The organism is Alteromonas sp. 4NH20-0104, assembly GCF_057547795.1.
Genome location: NZ_BAAJLP010000052.1, coordinates 1 through 18,463 on the forward strand (window position 1 = coordinate 1; position 18,463 = coordinate 18,463).

Below are 18,463 nucleotides of genomic sequence, written 5' to 3' on the forward strand. Positions count from 1 at the left end.
CCCGACAAGATGCGGAAACTTCCATTGCTACTAATTTTAAGACTGTACTAGTCTGATTCGGAGATCCCGGATAGTGTCTGCGAAACTTCCGGGATGACGGAGGGGGCATGTAGGGGTGACTATTTCTATTTTTGTCTTCCCGGCCTCCGAGCCGGGATCTCCCAATAAGTCTGACTCAGCTCAAATAGCCTTTTCAGGAGATCCCCGCCCAAGAGCACGCGGGGATGACGGAGGAGGTGGCACGCGGGGATGACGGAGAGGGTAAACATCGTCATCCCGGCCCCCGAGCCGGGATCTCCCAAATAGGCTGGCTCACTCAAAACAACCTAATCAATCCTATAAGCAATAACATCACCAGCTTTACCATCATAATTCAGGCCCCGGCCTCGAAAAGTCATGTCGTCAGTAAAATAAACAAAATGTGAGCGCAGCCGCTGATTTATGGGTGCTTTTTAGGTATCTGGTTGCATTCTTTTGTATGTTAAATAATACCTTTGTTGCCGGTGTGTTTATAAAGGGTAAGTATAAAGAAAAATACCGGCGCAGGGCCGGTATTTTCAATCAAAACCCGAATGGAGTTAAAAAGTATACACCTCGGCTTTCGCCAACATATCGCTGGCTGAGATATCTTCGATAACACAGCGTTTAATGTCTTTCTTACTGAAGATATACACGCGGTCTGTCACTTTACCTTCTTCACCGCGGGCAAAGTCATCCAGCACAAACGTAATGTGTTCACTATCCGGTAACTCTCTTAACCCGGCACCAAAGCTACACAGGGTATCACCTATACTGGCTTCAAAATTTGCCAGAAAACTCTTGTAGGATTCTTCCTGGGCTTTTTTCTGTCTGGCCAGCTCGGCTTGCCTTTCGGCTGCGAGCTCTTTGGACTCCTGAGCAATAGCCTGCTCTTTCATCTTCAGCGCTTCCAGCTCCTTTTTCATTTCTTTCATTTCTTTTTCGACTACTTTCTGGCGCTCTTTGTCGGCGGTGCGAAGTTCGAACTCGAGGTCGCGGTTGCGGCGTTCCAGTTCACGCATTTCCCATTCTACCTCGCGGTGATCGCTGCGGTATTCGCGCATCCGGTCGTCGGTTTCCCGAATAATATGTTCTACCTTGCGGATAACCTGATGGGCGGTATCTTCCCAGTCGGCACTTTCAAAAATCACTTCGTAGTCACCGTCGGTTTCCACATGTACACCATCGTCGGTTACGGTTACTGCAGGCGCTGGCGGCGCCGACGGCGCGCCGGGGATAACACTTAAAAATTCACCAAAGTCGAAGTCAAATACCCGCCCCATGCCGCCGGTACGAATGGTAAATACCACGCCCTGTTTGGCCAGATAGGTCGACTCGATACTGCGAAAACGCACGTTGTCTTTGCGGGTGTCCTGTTTTAAAGCGGTTTCAATGACGCCCGACATAATGGTGAGCTGACGGTCCAGTTCCGGTAAATCCTGCGCCTGAGCTACAGTGCTTAACGTGGCGCTACCGATTAATGTGCCCAGTAGCGTGGCAAGAGTGGATGCTTTCATAATGATGTCCAATAGGTTGATTATTCGGTAACGGCGGTGAAACCGTCGTCGATGGCATTAATTTCGCGCTGCAGATGGGTAAGCTGGCGCGCATAGTAGCGCTGATCGTCGTCGCGCTGCTGATTGATAAACTGCACCAGTTCAGCAAAGTCTTCGCGGCGCTCCTGGCGGCTCGACTTCAACAGATACTGGGCCAGTTGGGTGCTGCTCTCCTGCTGTTGTTGCTGCAGAGCATTTACATACTGAGTAAACATGGCCTGATTGGCCTGTTGGTAATCGTTAATGCGGTCGCTCACCAGGGCCGCTACTTCGGCTTCAGTGGGGCCTGAGGGGGTACTCTGACCAAAGCCCATGGTTACGCGGCCGTCCTCTACCTGTACGCTAAAACCGCTCAGCACCATTACCATGGCCGCGGCTGACATGGCCATAGACACGGCGGGTAAGCCCTGCCATTGCCACCATTTAGGTTTATCCGGGGCAATAAAGGTAGCGTTTTTATCCCAGGCGGGCATGGGCGGCGCGCTGAACTGCTCGGCCGCCACATTCAGTTGGGTGGCCGTGGCTACCCTGGCCGCAAAGTCTGCATCGCTCACGCACAGGGCCTCAAAGGCGCTGCGTTCGTCTTCTGTCAGGGCATTATCGAGCCACTGACCAAACAGATATTCAGGGGATTGATTAACCATGTTCTACCTCCAAATCCAGCTTTAACTTCGACAGGGCGCTGTATAAGCGCGACTTCACCGTATTACTGGAGAGTCCCAGCTGATCGGCGATTTCCTCAAAAGTAAACTGGCCAAAAAATTTCAGTTCAATCACAGCACGTTGGGCAAGCGGTAAGCGCTGCATGGCATGGGTTAACGACTGACTGGTAATGTCGCTCATTAACGAATGCTCGGGCGTAGGCCGTTCGCAGCTTAACTCTTCGCTGTCGTCGAGCGGGGTATCCGGGCGTTTACGCCGGTAAAACTCAATACAACGATAATGCGCAATGCGATACAACCAGGCTTTAAAGCTGCCGTCACCACGAAAGTTCGACAGGCTTTTAAACACCGCAATAAAAATATCCTGCATCAGATCGGCCGCGTCGTGCGGGGAGCCTGTCATGCGAATACCGTACTGGTAAATACCGGTTTCATAGCGTTTGATCAGCGCGAACCAGGCTTTTTTACTGCCCTTTAAGGCCTGTTCAATAAGTTGTTCGTCACGCTTTTCAAACACCGGATATTCCCATTTTTTTGATTGTGTTGTGGGTATAGTCGGGGGGCAGGGCAAAAAAGTTTGCCCTGTTTTAAATTAATTTAGCGTAGGTACCGGTAATAAGGGAGAAAGAATCTCGCCTACCCGGCGGAACAGCCGCATACGCGTGGTGCCGGAGCGCCATACCAGACCAATTTCCCGAAACGCATTATCTTCTGAAGGAAACGACACCAGGTTGGTGTTGCTCAGCAGATCCTGATTCAGTGCCAGCTCTGGTAAAAAAGTGTAGCCCAGTTTGCTATTGGCCAGTTGCACCAGTGTATAAAGCGAGCTGGCGGCTAAAGAGCTTATCTGATCGCTGTGCTGCAGGTTACAGGCACTCACCGCATGGCCCGTCATGCAGTGCTCCTGCTGTAACAGAAAAATACTCTTTTTCGGCAGGCTGGTGATGTCCAGCGGCTTAGGCAACTGGCTGGCCAGCTCCTTGTGAGCAATTAAATGAAACGGATCGTGGCCCAGTACCATTTGCTTACAGCCCGGGGTGTCCATGGGCAGTGCCAGCACCAGTAAGTCCAGGCTACCATCGGTTAACTGCTGTAACAGGTTTGCAGTGGTATCTTCCTGCAGTTCCAGCTGAATTTCCGGTAAAAATGCATTAAAGGCACCCAGCATGGCTTCAAATAAAAACGGCGCAATAGTGGGAATAACGCCCAGCTTTAATTTACCGCGCTGCCAGTTACCGGCATTCTGCGCATACTCCACCAGTTCCCCGGCTTCCTGCAGAATCACCTTGGCACGCTCCACCACATCCAGCCCCAGCGAGGTAAACACAAAGGTTTTATGCTCCCGCTCCAGCAGCTGACTACCAAAGTGCTCTTCCAGATTCTGGATAGCCGTACTTAACGTAGACTGACTCACGTTACACCGCTGCGCCGCACGATGAAAATGCTGCTCCTGATGCAAGGTCACCAAATAATGAAGATGTTTTAAATTAGGCCATTTCATGCATATTACTCGATTGCTATTTATATTTTTAATCTATTATATAGATAAAAGAAGAAAATGCATCTAAGAATTTATTATCCTTTTGGTCATTAAAACATTGTCATCCTGCCAATAAAATTCGTCATCCCGGCCTTTCTTTCTTCCCGTCATACCGGAAGATACGAAGTATCTATCCGGTATCTTCCAAGCAGCCAGGCTCCGCTGAAATAGCCTATTAAGGAGATCCCCGCTCAAAAGAATGCGGGGATGACGGAGAGGGTAAAACATCGTCATCCCGGCCCCCGAGCCGGGATCTCCTGAACCAAATGGCTAATCCAGAACTACCTTTTAACAGAGGTGAACCCCCATGGAGATCCCGGATAGTTTCCTTCCCCGTCATCCCGGCCCCCGAGCCGGGATCTCCTAAATAGACTGACTCAGCTCAAATAGTCTTTCCTGGAGATCCCCGCTCAAAAGCATGCGGTGATGACGGATGGAGTGCATGCGGGGATGACGGATGGAGTGCATGTAGGCGTGACTATTTTTATTCCTGTCATCCCGGCCAAATAATATCGTCATCCCGGCCCCCGAGCCGGGATCTCCTAAATAGGCTGACTTAGCTCAAATAGTCTTTCCTGGAGATCCCCGCTCAAAAGCATGCGGTGATGACGGATGGAGTGCATGCGGTGATGACGGATGGAGTGCATGCGGGGATGACGAAGGGGGTGCATGCGGGGATGACGGAGGGGGGGCATGCGGGGAAGACGTAGGTGGTGATATAAGGGGATAATTAAGGAAGGCGAAACTTCCGGGATGAAGAAAGAAGGGCAAAACACCGGAATGATTATGTTCTGTCTCTTACAGGTAACTTGATTTTTTACATATTAAATATATATTTTTTATGTAACGTTGTTTCTGTTAAGCGGAGATGCAGATGTCAAAAGCAGAGAAAAAAGTAAGTAAAAAAACGTCTATTGATTTAGACGAAGATACATTGAGGCTGTTAGCTGAACTGCAAAAAGGCTTCGGTGTATCAACCAATGCTGCGGTTTATAAAAAGGCACTTAAACTGGCGTACTACATGGTTAACGCTGCAGATAAAGATCACGGGGTGGTAGTGGAGAATGCCCGAAATCATCAGAAAGAGCGCTTAATACTCAATAGCTAAAGGACAACCTATGTCAGGGGATGACCAGAGAAGTCCAACTACTATCCTTATTGATTCGATCGATGTTGACGGTGCTGACATCGATCGTTTAGCCCATACCGCAGATATGCTGGAAACAGCAGCAACGGGCGAAACCCGTCGCGATGCGATACGCAAAATAATAGGCCTGTTTAAATTACTAAACCTCACCGTTATCGCTGTTGTGGGCGTAATGTTAATTGCTGACTGGGCTATTCTGGCGTGGGTAAGTGATGCTACATTAAAAGATAGAACTATCGATCAAACCGTGGTGATGGCCCTGATTGGTGCTACGGTTGTTCAGTTAGGCACTGTAATGCTGACATTGTCGAAACATCTGTTTCCGGCAAGCAGTGAATAGGGTTAGCTGCACATTGACGTATTGGTTTTTAGCCTGTGAACCATATGCTAAAGTAACTGAAAAGTTAGTTTTACAACGAGTTTCTTGTGACAAAAACGGATAAAGACACCGCCAAACTTGCCGTACGGTTGGATGAATTTTTAGATGCAATCGACGTTGGCGATACCAAATTGGCCCGCTTCATTGTTAAAAAAGGCGTAAAAAAATACCCTCGACACGGACTCAGCTTTGCCATGCAAGGGTTGGCGGCTGTTTATATCGATAACGACCATTCCGACGGCTACCTTTATTTAAAAGAAGCGATCAGTAAAGGTTATGGAGCTGCGTTTATTTATTTCAACTTTGGGCTCTGTGCAGAGAAAAGCGGTTTTATAACAGAATCGTTAGAGGCTTTTTACGAGTCGATCGAACGCGCCTCACCCGAAGAGCTGGATGCATACGGCCCCGCTCGCGAGCGGTTATTGTTGATACAAGAAACCCTTCCGGAGCACGTAACACTAAAGCAATATTTTGCCGATGCCAAAGAGTTCGAAAAAGGCGTATCGCTGCTAGAAAACCACTCGTTTAGCGAAGCTATTTCGTGCTTTACTAAGGTTACGCAGAGCCAGCCTGAACATGTACAGAGCTACGGGAATTTGGGGATCTGCCATATGTATTTAGGGGATCACCAACTCGCCAAACGGGCATTTTATCAGGCTCTGGCCATCGATCCGGATTACGAGCTGGCCGAAACAAACTTGCAGCGCTTAAAGGCCCTTGAAAAAGGCGAAATAACATCACTGCCCGATATTACGGTGCTAGATTTTTACGGTGATCGCGAAAAAGAATCAGCCAATCCGGCCCGAGAAGTCAACCAGGCTTTATCGCAGGCGATGTCTGAAGAACAGTTTGAATCGCTGGAAGAAGCACAGGCCTTTGTTGATAGGTTTATGCAAGAGCATAACGATTCACCCCGCGAGGATTTGCTTGGGTTAACGCCAACCCAGGCCAGGGAGCTGCTAACCACGCCGTTTGAGGCGCCGGCATTACTAACCCGCGACTTTAAACGCGTTTCGCAGCTCATGGCTGTGCCCATTTACTGGTTGGCGTTAAACCTATTGGGTGCTTTGGGCCCGAATGGCATTAAATGCACCGCTGCCGGCAATTTACCCCGCGACCTGTGCCGCACTATTTTCGAAAAATACCAGCAGGAAATTGATTCGGGGATCACGGTTTCTACCATTAACAAAGAAGAAGACTTTGCACATTTGCATGTAGCACGTTGCGTTCTTTCAATTGCGGGGCTGATCCGCAAGCATGGCGGCTACTGGAAGCCACTTAACGCCGCCCGGAAGCTTTACGAGCGAATACAACAAGGCGACCATGACGCTGCTACAGAACTCTACGCAACACTTTTTACAACATACATCACGGATTTCAATCTGGCGTATCTCGCCGGTGACGAAGAAAACTGTGCGTTTTATCAATCCAGTATCGGCTTTTCATTATACATACTCTACCAACTGGGAGATACCTGGCGGCATAGCCGGGCTTATCAGCAGTTATTCGAAAAGACATTCCCCGACGAAAAAAGCCCAGTGATTGAACTCCCCGGGGTAGAACTTCCGTCTGAATACATACTCAGGTTCTGGCTGGATTTAGCCTGGCAAATTGGTTTGATTGAAAAACGTCAAAGCAGTGAGGGAGCTGGTTTAAGTAAAGACATCAAGGCAACCCCATTGTTTGCGGAGTTAATTACCTGGCACCTGCCTAAAGTAAAATTGCTTTAACTTGCAGGTAGTTGGTTAACCTCTTTTTCTGTCATCCCGGCCTCCGAGCCGGTATCTCCCAAACAGTCTGACTCCGCTGAAATAGCCTATTGAGGAGATCCCCGCTCAAAAGAATGCGGGGATGACGTAGGGTGTAGCATGGGGGAATGACGGAGAAATGACACGCGGGGATGACGTAGGGTGTAGCATGGGGGAATGACGGAGAGATGACATGCGGGGATGACTATTTTTAATTCCGTCATCCCGGCCTCCGAGCCGGGATCTTTTCTTTCCCGTCATACCGGAAGATACAAAGTATCTATCCGGTATCCCCCAAACAGCCTGGCTCCCGCAAAGCGACCTTTTAACCATGGTGAAACCCCAAGGAGATCCCGGATAGTTTCTGCGAAACTTCCGGGATGACGAGGAATATTAAAACTCCCGGATGACGAGGAGGTTAAAACTTCCGTATGACGAGGAGGTTAAAACTTCCGTATGACTGTGTAATGCGGGAACAAACGCCGGAATGACAATTTCCTTCCCCGTCTTCCTGACCAATTAAACATCGTCTTCCTGACCAATTAAACATCGTCATCCCGGCCAAATAACATCGTCTTCCCGGTCAATTAAACATCGTCATCCCGGCCCCCGAGCCGGGATCTCCCAAACAGTCTGACTCCGCTGAAATAGCCTATTGAGGAGATCCCCGCTCAAAAGCATGCGGGGATGACGTAGGGGGTAGCATGCGGGAATGACGGAGAGATGACATGCGGGGATGACTATTTTTAATTCCGTCATCCCGGCCTACGAGCCGGGATCTTTTCTTTCCCGTCATACCGGAAGATACAAAGTATCTATCCGGTATCCCCCAAACCGCCAGGCTAATCCAAAACTACCTTTTAACAAAGGTGAACCCCCAAAGAGATCCCGGATAGTTTCTGCGAAACTTCCGGGATGACGAGGAGGTTAGAACTTCTGTCATCCCGGCCAAAAAAACATCGTCATCCCAGCCAATTAAACATCGTCATCCCGGCCTCCGAGCCGGGATCTCCTGAACCGCCTGGCTAATCCAAAACTACCTTTTAACAGGGGTGAAACCCCAGGGAGATCCCGGATAGTTTCTGCGAAACTTCCGGGATGACGGGGAATATTAAAACTCCCGGATGACGAGGACGGTTAAAACTTCCGGGATGACGGGGAGGTTAAAACTTCCGGGATGACGGGGAGGTTAAAACTTCCGGGATGACGAGGAGCTTAAAACTCCCGCCATCAAAGCCACTTATAAAAAACAATACCTGGTAAACACTGGTGATAACCAACCCTTAAAATAAAGCTGTATAGTTACTAACCAATGGATGAGTTGTTGTTCCCTCCAGTCAACAACCAGTGTTCCTTCCATTTCTGTGTTGTGTGAACCCTTTTTAGCCCCGTTTCGACGGGGCTTTTTTATAGCACGTACACAAGCCCCAAATGCAAAAACTCACCAGTAATATTGAATTCATTAGCGTCACCCGTATCACCCCTAACGGTTCTGTTGTAAAGTAAGGATTCATAACAAGAAAACAGAATTGCGCCCAAAACAGCAGGCGTTAACCGCGGAAGCTTCCATGTTCGATAAACTGCGCGTTTACTATGGTTTAAAAGTATTTCAGACCTATAAGTGGTCGTTTGTGATTGTGGTTTCGTTAATGGTCAGCGAAACTGCTGTGGGCCTGAGTTTACCTTATCTGATAGGGCAGCAGTCGCAGGCATTTTTAGATGAAGTCACCATTCTTAATAACAACCACCTGAAGTACCTTTACTTATGGATAGGCCTGTTTGCCGGACAAGCCGGGCTGCGTTTTCTTTCAAGTTACAACGTTAACCTGGTGGGAGCCCGGTTAATGGCTGATTTCAGCTGTCGGCTGTACGATCACATCCAGGTATTACCCATTCAGTATTTTCAGGAAAATAAGCGCGGTGATGTGCTGTCTATGCTGACCAACGATTTAGCTGTTGTCAGCTTTTTCGTGTCGAGCGTTTTAACCAATTTAATTCCCAATATTCTGGTGTTAATTGGCGCTTCCATTTTGATGTATATGATTGAACCTACCATCGCTTTGCTAATTTGTTTTCTGGTACCGCTTATCTACGTGATCCTAAAATTTGTCAGCCGCGGGATGCAGCCTATTTCACAGCAACTGGTGCAGCGCCAGGCCGATACGCTGGCACAGGCAAGTGAAAACATTGGTGCCATCTCGTTAATTAAAGCGTTTAATAAAGAAGCGGATGAGTCGTCTAAGTTCAGGCAACGCACCAATGAGGTACTGGCACTCAGAGCGAAGCAATTCCGCTTACAGGCATTGCTCTCCCCACTTATTCAGTTTCTGGCCTCGTTGTGTATATTGATTGTAGTGATAATGTGCGTGCTGAAGTTTAACGCCGGTACCTTGGGGATCCCAGATCTGATTACCATGCTGCTTTACGGCATTATTTTTACCCGGCCATTAGGCTCACTGGCCGGTTTGTATGGCCAGCTGCAACAGGTTATTGGTGCATCGGCAAGACTATTGCACGTTTACCATCTTGATAGCGAACCGCGGGATTCTGGCGGTACTTCGGCGCAAATCACACAAGGAGACATTGTATTTAATAAGGTGTCTTTTGGATTTGCGCAACGCGGTAACATACTCAATGAAGTGACGTTTCATTTAAAGCCAAAACAAAACATGTTGATTTACGGCCAGAATGGCGGAGGTAAAACAACCTTATTACACCTGATGATGCGCTTTTACGAACCTGAAAGTGGCGAGATAGTTATCGATGGCTTTAATGTGCAAAATACGACTATTCGCTCTTTACGCTCGGCAATCGGCTTGGTATCACAGGATGTTTTGTTGTTAAACGGCACTATTTTTGACAATCTGACTTATGGCTTAGCAAACCCGGTGGCCGATGAGGTTTATAAAGCGGCAAGTCAGGCCGGTTTAGATAATATTATTATGCGTTTACCCCGTGGGTATGAGACCCAGGTAGGCGAGGGCGGCATTAAGTTATCGGGCGGTCAACGGCAACGCATTGCCCTGGCCCGGGCTTTGTTACTTAAACCCAAAATTTTACTGCTCGATGAACCTACCTCGATGTTAGATGAACAAGCCAGGCTCAGTTTTAAAGAGGAATTTCATGGATTGTTTGGCCAGTTTACCGTTATCATAATCTCTCACGATCCCACCTTGTCTAACGTTGCCGACGTGGTTTATAAGTTGGAAAACGGGCAATTAAATCGGCAATAAATGCAGTCACGTAATTAAAGGAGTAGAACATGGCGACCTATCAACTAAAACCCGATTTATTACTGCAAAAAGTAGCAGATGAGATGGTGTTACTGGAGCCGGAGTCAGGTGAATATTTTACGCTCAATAGTGTTGGCGCCGATATGCTGGAGCTTATGCAGCAGGGCAAATCTGCCCCGGAAATAGCCCAGCATATTGCAACCGATTACGACGTGCCTACCACTCAGGTACAAGCTGATCTGGACGAACTTTTAAAACAGCTCGAAGAGGCTAATCTGGCCGACGTTATCAGTGATTAAGCACGTTAAACAACTGTTATCGTTACCAGCGGCCGAGCGTCGCTGGTTTTGGTTATGCTGGTGTCAGTTTGCCAAATGGCATCTGATTATCCAGTATTTACCGTACAACAAGTGGCAAAAAGTAATATTTAAAAAGCAGGATAATCAAAGTGAGTGCTCACTTTCTTTTTCGCTTTTCAGGGCTGTTCAGCTGAGCGAAATGGCTGCTCGTCATCATATTTTCCCAATTAATTGCTTACGCCGCTGTTTGGTTCAGCAACAATTACTCGCTCGTTACGGTTACTCACTCGACCTGCATTTTGGCGTTAAGAAACAGCACGATACACTTAAAGCCCACTGTTGGTTAACCTACGAAAACAAATTGGTGAATGATGGCGAGGAAGTCGTTTATTCTTACACGGAACTCAAGTTGGCAGAAAACCAAAGCCAACAGATTATCAGCGCTTTGAAATAGCATTAACTTTCAGCAACAACCACACTTCTTACTTCCGTCATCCCGGCCTGGTTTTTTTGTCTTACCAATCCCATTTTTTGTCATCTCGGCCTCCGAGCCGGGATCTCCTTATTCCCGTCATACCGGAAGATACGAAGTATCTATCCGGTATCTCCCAAACAGTCTTGCACAGCTCAAATAGCCTTTTAAGGAGATCCCCGCTCAAGAGCATGCGGGGATGACGAAGATGGAGGCATGCGGGGGATGACGATGTTGGAGGCATGCGGGGATGACTATTCTTATTCCCGTCATACCGGAAGATACGAAGTATCTATCCGGTATCTCCCAAGCAGTCTTGCTTAGCGCAAATAGCCTTTTAAGGAGATCCCCGCTCAAGAGCATGCGGGGATGACGAAGATGGAGGCATGCGGGGGATGACGATGTTGGAGGCATGCGGGGATGACGAAGATGGTGGCATGCGGGGATGACTATTCTTATACCCGTCATACCGGAAGATACGAAGTATCTATCCGGTATCTCCCAAGCAGTCTTGCTCAGCGCAAATAGCCTTTTAAGGGGATCCCCGCTCAAGAGCATGCGGGGATGACGAAGATGGTGGCATGCGGGGATGACGATGTTGGAGGCATGCGGGGGATGACTATTCTTATACCCGTCATACCGGAAGATACGAAGTATCTATCCGGTATCTCCCAAGCAGTCTTGCTCAGCGCAAATAGCCTTTTACGGGGATCCCCGCTCAAGAGCATGCGGGGATGACGAAGATGGAGGCATGCGGGGATGACGAAGATGGAGGCATGCGGGGGATGACGAAGATGGAGGCATGCGGGGATGACTATTCTTATTCCCGTCATACCGGAAGATACCAAGTATCTATCCGGTATCTCCCAAGCAGTCTTGCACAGCTCAAATAGCCTTTTACGGGGATCCCCGCTCAAGAGCATGCGGGGATGACGAAGATGGTGGCATGCGGGGATGACGAAGATGGAGGCATGCGGGGGATGAAGATGTTGGAGGCATGCGGGGGATGACTATTCTTATTCCCGTCATACCGGAAGATACGAAGTATCTATCCGGTATCTCCCAAGCAGTCTTGCTCAGCGCAAATAGCCTTTTACGGGGATCCCCGCTCAAGAGCATGCGGGGATGACGAAGATGGTGGCATGCGGGGGATGACGAAGATGGAGGCATGCGGGGGATGACGAAGATGGAGGCATGCGGGGATGACTATTCTTATTCCCGTCATACCGGAAGATACGAAGTATCTATCCGGTATCTCCCAAACAGTCTTGCACAGCTCAAATAGCCTTTTAAGGGGATCCCCGCTCAAGAGCATGCGGGGATGACTAGTCTTATTCCCGTCATCCCGGCCGCCGAGCCGGGATCTTCTAAATACACGAGCGAGTTATAAATAGCATTCTCAGTGATGCTGTTGGATCCAGCGTTGAGTCAGTATCGCGTATAACAAATCAACGTGCACATGGGCTTTGGTGCTATTCACTGTATGATCAAATGCATCCAGTAGTTTGGTATTGTTTAATAACCCCATATCTTCAAGGCGCGTATCTTCCAGTAACTTTCTAAGCGGCGCCGCGTTATCTTTAACTAACTGGCCAAAATGATTATCGAAAGTGACTTTCTGAACGTTCCAGCAAACGCTGTCTGGCAGTACATTGTCCATGGCATTGCGCAACAACCATTTAGGATACGCCCCGCGGATAAGTTGTTTGGGTGGAATAGCAAAGCTAAATTCAGCAATACGGGGGTCGAAGAACGGATGTACTACTTCAATGCCATATTGCCAGGCCACTTTTTGATACGAGCGTAGTGAATTAAACGTGGAAGTGGTTTTGAGCGCCTGATAACGGGCATAACCCACTTCATCTTTCTTTTGATTAAAGGGGTTCGCCACTGTTCCGGCTTCCTGTGCCAGTTTGCTGGCCTTACTACTTAACCAGTTGGGTAAATCAGCCGGCTGCCGCCCCTTTATTTTGCGCGCCAAAGCCATTAATGACTCAGGGATCATAGGCTTCACAAATAATGAGCGCAACACCGGCCAGGGCGCCATACCGGTTTTCTTACAGGCTTTTAGCACTTCGTTGACAACGCTTAACTCGCCATGTTTAAAGCGTTGTGTATAGGCACTGGCATGCCCCCAGCACATTTCATCCCCCCCGTTACCGGTGAGTAAACGATGACTTCCCGCGGCTTGAATGATCTCGCACTCCTGATGATACCGGGGGGAAAGCACCGTGCCGGGTGAGTCAAAGTCGGTTGGATACAGCGATAAAAAATCCCTGTGTGCACCGGCATCTACTGTGATCTGAATGGGATCTCGCAAACCCAGATGAGAATACATGGCTTTAATATTGTCTGACTCATCGCAGCTTTGCGAATGGCTGTATAAGTGCGATAAAGGCCGGCAAATGCGTTCAGGGCCAAGCATTCTGTGAGCAAGAGCGGTAATCGATGTAGAATCCATACCACCGCTCATCTGGCTGACAACCACATTATCGTCAGCAGCAATGTGCTCGCCCACGGTTTCGGTGAGCAACTGAGAAAACGCATCCCGATAAGCATTATCCGAGGCTAAATCAAGGCGGTAGTGAGGATCGATATCCCAAAATGAGTGAATGCTTATCCCACCGTTCACATCGGCCTGCATAGCACAACCCAATGGCAGAACATCAATAGTGTTATATAAACACAACTCAGGGTTTGGCTCACCAGCAAGCCAACACGCCAGCGCGGCTGGATTTAACGACGGGCTTGAAGGGAGCAAGCCGGCGATAAAGCTGGCTTCAGAACTGATAACCGTTACCTGACCTACCCGGGCATAGTACAAGCAATGCTGATTAAGCGCATCACGACTCGCCACTAAATGGCCATCAGCGCCAACCCAGCAAAACGCGCTATGAGCCCCCTTAATAATGCGCGAGAGCGAAGTGGCATCCTCGTTTATTTGTGCTCTTAACTTTTCGTTATCGGGCGCGTGACTGCTCGCTACTATGGTATTGGCATGGGTAAAGCTAAACTGATGAAGGCCCCGGTTCTGAACAGGGCCGTGTTTATTATAATGGCCTACTAAACAATTGGGGTTTTGCCATAGCAAACGCACTGAGGCGAACTGACTGGCTTCATTAAACATTTCAATTAATGCGTGGTGGTTTGCGGCCACCATGGCAAACATTGCAGTCATAGGTAATGCAATTTACGTCCTTGGAATAATGCCAATCACTATGCCTGTTTCGGCTTTTTCAGGCAAGGTAAGGCCGTTTTTTCCGATGAGATCGTCGGTTGGAAATATGTAAGTTTATGAATTATTTTAATTTTATGTAGAAATGGATCTTCATGGAACACATTTGCACAAATTTTGTGCTTAATTTGTCGCCTGGTGTGCATGTATCTTTTTTGTGTATATAAAACAACTGCTTGCAATGCTTTTGTGGCTCGTGGTTAGCATCAATTTCCGCAGTATATCAAAAGCCCTGGCCGCAAGTCTGCGCCTCAATATGCACTTAAAACAGCATATTTATCGGTTGAAAACTATCAAAATAGCTATTTATCAGTAGATTGTCGGAGAATTTTACAGGCTTGAATCGCTCGTAACCAAAATTCACTTCAACAGCACGGAGTAACTCATAACTTTTTGTAATTTATAAAGTATTTTATGCTTGGCGCGATTTTTGCTTTATCTGATTTAGCGGTCAAAGCAGATTGTTGTGTTATTTAAATGTACTTTACACGGTTGTAGCTGAACATTAGAGGAAGATAAAAATGAAAAAATATTTATTAGCTGGTCTTTTTACACTTTTCGCCAGTCAGTCAAACGCGACCTTTATCGAAGGCGTAACGGGTGCCGATATGGCAGGTATGACAGTGACTGCTGAATTCTCTGATGGTTCTAGCGATACACTGGTATGGAATGCCATGGGCGTTGAAGTTGGCGGAGCGTTATCGCCGGAGTGGGGGGTAATGCTGTCGGGCGATTCATTTGGCGAGTACGATCCGGGTACGAACACTTATTATGGTATGTGGGTTATCTCTAACAACTCAAATTTCGATATCGTAGAACTTAGCTTAAATGGCTTTAACGCCGGTGTGGTGTTTGATACCGAATACGGCGATACCTCAGCCAATGGCTCGGGTGCTGGCCGTGAAATGGTGGGCTCAAATCCGTTATTGGTGGCCACTTATGCACAAAATTATATGGACGAGCTATTCAGTGTAATGACGCTTAACAGTCTCGATGGCACCGTAGTTGCCGCAGGCTTTCGTGGCGCATTTATGACCGACACCGACATCATCGATCCAGATATGCCGGTGCCCGCACCTGCTGGATTAGCCCTGGTGGGGCTGGGTTTATTGTTAAGCGCTCGCAAACGCCAAGCTATTTAATCGAATTTGACAGGAGAATCACCATGAGTCAGCAAAAAGCAGAGCAATGTAAAACACAGCAGAGTGCACAATACAAAAAGCCAGCGTTAGATAAGGCGGGTAACCTGGCAGAGCTTACGCAAGGCTTTGCTGGTAGTGTGCCAGATGAGCAGGGCGGACAAACTAAACGTAACCCATTCCAGGGCTAACGGCATTCCCGGTAGAATAAACCTGGCGCTGAGTTTTAGTGGAATTAGCTTAGCTTTGTCTTAAACTCGCAATAATACGGTGTTACACTTACGTTATATGCAAAAAACTTTGTTTAAACAATGGGTTAATTTTTAGGCATTGGTAGTGTCATAAAATTTTACACATTGGCAGGATCGACCGGATCCATGTTTGTTAAATATATGATCCGGTCTAAATAAAACAATAACTTACGTTATTTTTTAAAATCAGGCACAACAGTTGCATTAATGATTCCAGTAGTATCAGTAATCAGGTTTAACAACTTCAAGGGATTTTCCAAATGAAGAAATATTTATTAGCAATGGCATTAGCGGTAACAGCAAGTTTCTCTGCTAATGCATCATACATCCAGGGAGTATCTGGTGCAGAGTTGGCAGGTATCGAAGTAACGGTCGATTTCTTAGCCGGTGGTTCAGAGTCTGCAACTTGGGTGACTACCTCTCCAACAGCTGGTGGTGCATTCGGTGCGTCTGACTGGTCTGTAACGTTAGACGGTGACTCTTTCGGTGAGTACGACAATGTAAACGACATCTACTATGGTCTGTTCGAAGTCTTTGCATCGTTTGACATCATGTCAATCACTCTTGATATGCTGGGCACTGGCCTGGTATTCGATACCGAATACGGTATGGCTTCTGGCAACGGCTCTGGCGCTGGCCGCGAAATGGTAGTTGATCTGCCACAATACTCTGTAGTTTACAGCAACCTGGTAGAAGACGAACTGTATAGCACAGTGACTATCGCCGGTATCTTCGAAGAAAACAGTGTTACTGGTTTCTTAACCGACGTAGACGCAGCTGCAGAAGATGTACCTGCTCCGGCTGGTCTGGCTCTGTTAGGCTTAGGTCTGCTGGCTATGCGCTTATCTCGTCGTAACAAGTAAGAAGGAACGAATTTTGAAAACTGAAAATACTCAGCAAAGCAAAAAGCATTACGTTGCTCCAGTTTTAGAAAAGGCTGGAAGCCTGGCCGAACTGACCCAAGGTTTCGCAGGTAGTGTACCTGACGAACAGGGTGGCCAAACTAAGCGTAACCCATTCCAAGGTTAATGCGTTAACCACTGAAAATCCCAATAAAAGCCCGGTATTAACCGGGCTTTTTTATATCTGCATTTCCTTCGCCACAGCAGCTTATAAGCGAAAGCGTTAATCTTACATGCTAGAGGGTGACAAAAAATTTTACAGTTACTCTCGAAGCCGGGATCGCATCAGGATCGCAATTATTTCGGCGCAACTGCCCCTGCATCGTTTAACAACCTACATGGTTACCTTGCCTTAAAAGCAACAGCCGCAGCTTTACTGTGAAGGCCACGGCTAAAATGTATTTTTTCATATACCTATAGGTAAAGCGCAATAACCAACCGTCTGCACATAAAATATACCCTGTGCATAACCATCAAGAAGGACCATGTTGAAAATGAACAATCAGACTTTGAAACCTAAAGGCGTAAAACAATACAAAAAGCCCGAGTTAGAACATGCCGGTAGTTTATCTGTTTTAACCCAGGGATTCGCAGGCAGCGTGCCAGACGAACAAGGCGGGCAGACAAAGCGTAACCCTTTCCAGGGTTAACCTGCAAAACAGAGTATGTATGCTTATTTGCCCCGTTTTCGGGGCATTTTTTTATCTGTACTTTACACAAAGCACGATCTCAAGCATGCTTTAACTATCTTTACAGGCAGTTGTAGTTACACAGCACATGGAAACGGATCCCCAACAAGAACTGATTGCTCTGAGTCGCAACCCGTTACATGGCGTAACACTTACCTTTGATGGTAAACACCATACAACACCGCATCAGCTCAATGCACAATTCACCCACATTGCACCGTTACCCAATGGTAAAGAGGTGTGGCAGCTGGTGGATGAAGGCGAACGGTATCAATCACTCATAACCCTAACGCAGGAAGCAGAGCGCTGGCAGCTATCGGTGCAGTGTGAAGGGCAGGGCGTATTTGAGCTCAACGACAACACACTCAAAATTGACTGGCGTCCAGAGGGAACCGGTCCGGCGCATTACCTGCAAACCATGGGAATATCCTTATTTCTGGAGCTTAAAGGTCACTTGTGTTTGCATGCCAATACGCTGGTTAAAGAGGATCAGGCGCACCTGTTTTTAGCGCCCAGCCGTACTGGTAAATCCACCCTCACGGCGTTACTGACTACGCTTGGCTATACACTTACCACCGACGACATGGCAGCGCTTTACCAAACCGAACAGCAACCTACGCAATATGAGGTATATCCCAGCTGGGCAAAGGTACGTTTATGGCCCGATAGTGCTGAGTTACTCAAAAGCCAGCTAACCAATCAGGCGGTACAGCAAAAAAAAGTGCACCAACGCTTCGCTAAACAAGAAATTAGCTTTGCGCCACAGAGTACTCATGTACCCACACCGGTCAAAGCGATGTATTACCTAAACCGTATCGAACCAGGTAATACCGCACAAAACAATTCAGTGACGCTAACACGCATCGCCCCCAGCGCCGCGCTGATCATACTGATGCAAAATAGTATGCTAGGTGATGCTTACCGCGGGTTAGGCATTGAAAAGCCGCGTATACAGGCTCTGGCAGCACTACTACAAACTATCCCGTTCTATAAAGTAAGCTACCCAAGCGGCCTGGACAAACTCCCCGACATCGCCAGCCAAATAGATAAGCTAATAAACAACCAAAATTAACCTGTCATCCCGGCCAAAAAAATACCGTCATCCCTGCCAATATAAAACCGTCATCCCGGAAGTTTCGCAGAGACTATCCGGGACCCCCTAAACAGACTAACTAACTCAAAACAACCATCAA

Annotated in this window: 17 protein-coding genes; 12 read left to right on the forward strand and 5 right to left on the reverse strand. The window is 47.7% G+C overall.

The features are described from left to right. Positions 1–578 precede the first annotated feature (578 nt). The 4 genes from AC27IB_RS22815 to AC27IB_RS22830 all read right to left on the reverse strand — a co-directional run bounded on the left by AC27IB_RS22815 (position 579) and on the right by AC27IB_RS22830 (position 3,737). Complete coding sequence (locus AC27IB_RS22815) at positions 579–1,535, reverse strand: hypothetical protein (protein WP_487123862.1); 957 nt, start codon at positions 1,533–1,535, stop codon at positions 579–581. A 20-nt stretch (positions 1,536–1,555) separates the two neighbouring features. Next, positions 1,556–2,218, reverse strand: coding sequence for an anti-sigma factor (locus AC27IB_RS22820; RefSeq protein ID WP_487123864.1), 663 nt, complete (start codon positions 2,216–2,218; stop codon positions 1,556–1,558). Beyond that, positions 2,211–2,753, reverse strand: coding sequence for an RNA polymerase sigma factor (locus AC27IB_RS22825; RefSeq protein WP_487123866.1), 543 nt, complete (start codon positions 2,751–2,753; stop codon positions 2,211–2,213). The genes AC27IB_RS22820 and AC27IB_RS22825 overlap by 8 nt, the downstream gene beginning before the upstream one ends. A 75-nt stretch (positions 2,754–2,828) precedes the next feature. Continuing rightward, the gene (locus AC27IB_RS22830; protein ID WP_487123868.1) at positions 2,829–3,737 is read right to left on the reverse strand and encodes a LysR substrate-binding domain-containing protein; all 909 of its coding nucleotides are present in this window, start codon (positions 3,735–3,737) and stop codon (positions 2,829–2,831) included. Positions 3,738–4,650: 913 nt separating this feature from the next. On the opposite strand from AC27IB_RS22830, the gene AC27IB_RS22835 reads away from it, so the two are divergent. From AC27IB_RS22835 to AC27IB_RS22860, 6 genes are all read left to right on the forward strand, one after another. Then, complete coding sequence (locus AC27IB_RS22835) at positions 4,651–4,884, forward strand: hypothetical protein (protein WP_296053337.1); 234 nt, start codon at positions 4,651–4,653, stop codon at positions 4,882–4,884. Between the two features lie 10 nt (positions 4,885–4,894). Beyond that, positions 4,895–5,263, forward strand: a complete 369-nt coding sequence (locus AC27IB_RS22840) for a hypothetical protein (RefSeq protein ID WP_296053339.1) — start codon at positions 4,895–4,897, stop codon at positions 5,261–5,263. A gap of 86 nt (positions 5,264–5,349) precedes the next feature. Beyond that, positions 5,350–7,032: a tetratricopeptide repeat protein gene (locus tag AC27IB_RS22845; protein WP_487123871.1), complete on the forward strand. Its 1,683-nt coding sequence runs from the start codon at positions 5,350–5,352 to the stop codon at positions 7,030–7,032. Between the two features lie 1,547 nt (positions 7,033–8,579). Then, positions 8,580–10,283, forward strand: a complete 1,704-nt coding sequence (locus tag AC27IB_RS22850) for an ABC transporter ATP-binding protein (protein ID WP_487123873.1) — start codon at positions 8,580–8,582, stop codon at positions 10,281–10,283. Positions 10,284–10,312: 29 nt separating this feature from the next. Further along, a complete protein-coding gene (locus AC27IB_RS22855; RefSeq protein WP_487123875.1) occupies positions 10,313–10,582 on the forward strand; it encodes a PqqD family protein in 270 nt (89 codons plus the stop codon). Next, complete coding sequence (locus tag AC27IB_RS22860; RefSeq protein ID WP_487123877.1) at positions 10,575–11,036, forward strand: lasso peptide biosynthesis B2 protein; 462 nt, start codon at positions 10,575–10,577, stop codon at positions 11,034–11,036. The genes AC27IB_RS22855 and AC27IB_RS22860 overlap by 8 nt, the downstream gene beginning before the upstream one ends. A 1,417-nt stretch (positions 11,037–12,453) precedes the next feature. Here the strand turns inward: AC27IB_RS22860 and AC27IB_RS22865 are convergent. Further along, the gene (locus tag AC27IB_RS22865; RefSeq protein ID WP_487123879.1) at positions 12,454–14,232 is read right to left on the reverse strand and encodes a lasso peptide isopeptide bond-forming cyclase; all 1,779 of its coding nucleotides are present in this window, start codon (positions 14,230–14,232) and stop codon (positions 12,454–12,456) included. Between the two features lie 578 nt (positions 14,233–14,810). Here AC27IB_RS22865 and AC27IB_RS22870 point away from each other — a divergent pair. The 6 genes from AC27IB_RS22870 (at position 14,811) to AC27IB_RS22895 (ending at position 18,342) form a co-directional block, all read left to right on the forward strand. Further along, positions 14,811–15,431, forward strand: coding sequence for a hypothetical protein (locus AC27IB_RS22870; RefSeq protein ID WP_487123881.1), 621 nt, complete (start codon positions 14,811–14,813; stop codon positions 15,429–15,431). Positions 15,432–15,454: 23 nt separating this feature from the next. After that, positions 15,455–15,619 (forward strand): lasso RiPP family leader peptide-containing protein, encoded by a 165-nt coding sequence (locus AC27IB_RS22875; protein WP_487123883.1) that lies wholly within the window; start codon positions 15,455–15,457, stop codon positions 15,617–15,619. 320 nt (positions 15,620–15,939) lie between these two features. After that, positions 15,940–16,542, forward strand: a complete 603-nt coding sequence (locus AC27IB_RS22880; protein WP_487123885.1) for a PEP-CTERM sorting domain-containing protein — start codon at positions 15,940–15,942, stop codon at positions 16,540–16,542. 13 nt (positions 16,543–16,555) lie between these two features. Continuing rightward, positions 16,556–16,708 carry a lasso RiPP family leader peptide-containing protein gene (locus AC27IB_RS22885; protein ID WP_487123887.1) on the forward strand — a complete coding sequence of 51 codons (153 nt, stop codon included), beginning with the start codon at positions 16,556–16,558 and terminating at the stop codon, positions 16,706–16,708. A 367-nt stretch (positions 16,709–17,075) separates the two neighbouring features. Continuing rightward, positions 17,076–17,231 (forward strand): lasso RiPP family leader peptide-containing protein, encoded by a 156-nt coding sequence (locus AC27IB_RS22890; RefSeq protein ID WP_487123889.1) that lies wholly within the window; start codon positions 17,076–17,078, stop codon positions 17,229–17,231. A 127-nt stretch (positions 17,232–17,358) separates the two neighbouring features. Further along, the gene (locus tag AC27IB_RS22895) at positions 17,359–18,342 is read left to right on the forward strand and encodes a hypothetical protein (protein ID WP_487123891.1); all 984 of its coding nucleotides are present in this window, start codon (positions 17,359–17,361) and stop codon (positions 18,340–18,342) included. Positions 18,343–18,463: the final 121 nt, after the last annotated feature.

Coding starts and splice junctions, on each gene's coding strand:
- AC27IB_RS22865 (WP_487123879.1), bottom strand. CDS start 14,232: ATGACTGCAATGTTTGCCATGGTGGCCGCAAACCACCACGCATTAATT.
- AC27IB_RS22880 (WP_487123885.1), top strand. CDS start 15,940: ATGAAGAAATATTTATTAGCAATGGCATTAGCGGTAACAGCAAGTTTC.
- AC27IB_RS22815 (WP_487123862.1), bottom strand. CDS start 1,535: ATGAAAGCATCCACTCTTGCCACGCTACTGGGCACATTAATCGGTAGC.
- AC27IB_RS22875 (WP_487123883.1), top strand. CDS start 15,455: ATGAGTCAGCAAAAAGCAGAGCAATGTAAAACACAGCAGAGTGCACAA.
- AC27IB_RS22830 (WP_487123868.1), bottom strand. CDS start 3,737: ATGAAATGGCCTAATTTAAAACATCTTCATTATTTGGTGACCTTGCAT.
- AC27IB_RS22895 (WP_487123891.1), top strand. CDS start 17,359: ATGGAAACGGATCCCCAACAAGAACTGATTGCTCTGAGTCGCAACCCG.
- AC27IB_RS22840 (WP_296053339.1), top strand. CDS start 4,895: ATGTCAGGGGATGACCAGAGAAGTCCAACTACTATCCTTATTGATTCG.
- AC27IB_RS22835 (WP_296053337.1), top strand. CDS start 4,651: ATGTCAAAAGCAGAGAAAAAAGTAAGTAAAAAAACGTCTATTGATTTA.
- AC27IB_RS22870 (WP_487123881.1), top strand. CDS start 14,811: ATGAAAAAATATTTATTAGCTGGTCTTTTTACACTTTTCGCCAGTCAG.
- AC27IB_RS22820 (WP_487123864.1), bottom strand. CDS start 2,218: ATGGTTAATCAATCCCCTGAATATCTGTTTGGTCAGTGGCTCGATAAT.
- AC27IB_RS22890 (WP_487123889.1), top strand. CDS start 17,076: ATGAACAATCAGACTTTGAAACCTAAAGGCGTAAAACAATACAAAAAG.
- AC27IB_RS22855 (WP_487123875.1), top strand. CDS start 10,313: ATGGCGACCTATCAACTAAAACCCGATTTATTACTGCAAAAAGTAGCA.